This window comes from Streptomyces sp. XM83C (genome assembly GCF_023072675.1).
Classification (GTDB): domain Bacteria; phylum Actinomycetota; class Actinomycetes; order Streptomycetales; family Streptomycetaceae; genus Streptomyces; species Streptomyces thermocoprophilus.
Map to the genome: position 1 here is coordinate 1 of NZ_JALLGL010000674.1, position 395 is coordinate 395.

Annotated in this window: 1 pseudogene; it reads right to left on the reverse strand. The window is 66.1% G+C overall.

Features of this window, described 5'->3' with window-relative positions:
- Positions 1-247: pseudogene (locus MTQ10_RS31030) on the reverse strand (2-oxoacid:ferredoxin oxidoreductase subunit beta); the annotation flags it as partial.
- Positions 248-395: the final 148 nt, after the last annotated feature.

A 395-nucleotide genomic window follows, 5' to 3' on the forward strand; every position in this document is an offset into this window, starting at 1 on the left:
AGTACGGGAAGCGGGAGGAGCAGCCGATGCCGGAGACGAAGACGATGTTCTCCTTCGCCAGCCCCAGCTCCGGCATGAAGCCCTGCACGGCGGCGAGGATCGCGTAGTCACCGCAGCCGGGGCACCAGCGGACCTCCTGGTCGGACTTGAAGTCCTTCATGGACTGCCGGGCCTCGGCCTTGGGGACGAGCGACAGCGCTTCGATCGTGCCCGTGCCTTCCCCCGACGAACGGGTCGTCTCAGCCATCGATGGCCTCCTTGAGAGCCGCGGCGAGCTGTTCCGCCTTGAACGGCATGCCGTTGACCTGGTTGTACGAGCGGGCGTCGACCAGGTATTTCGCCCGGATCAGCGTGGCGAGCTGGCCGAGGTTCATCTCCGGGATCACGACCTTGTC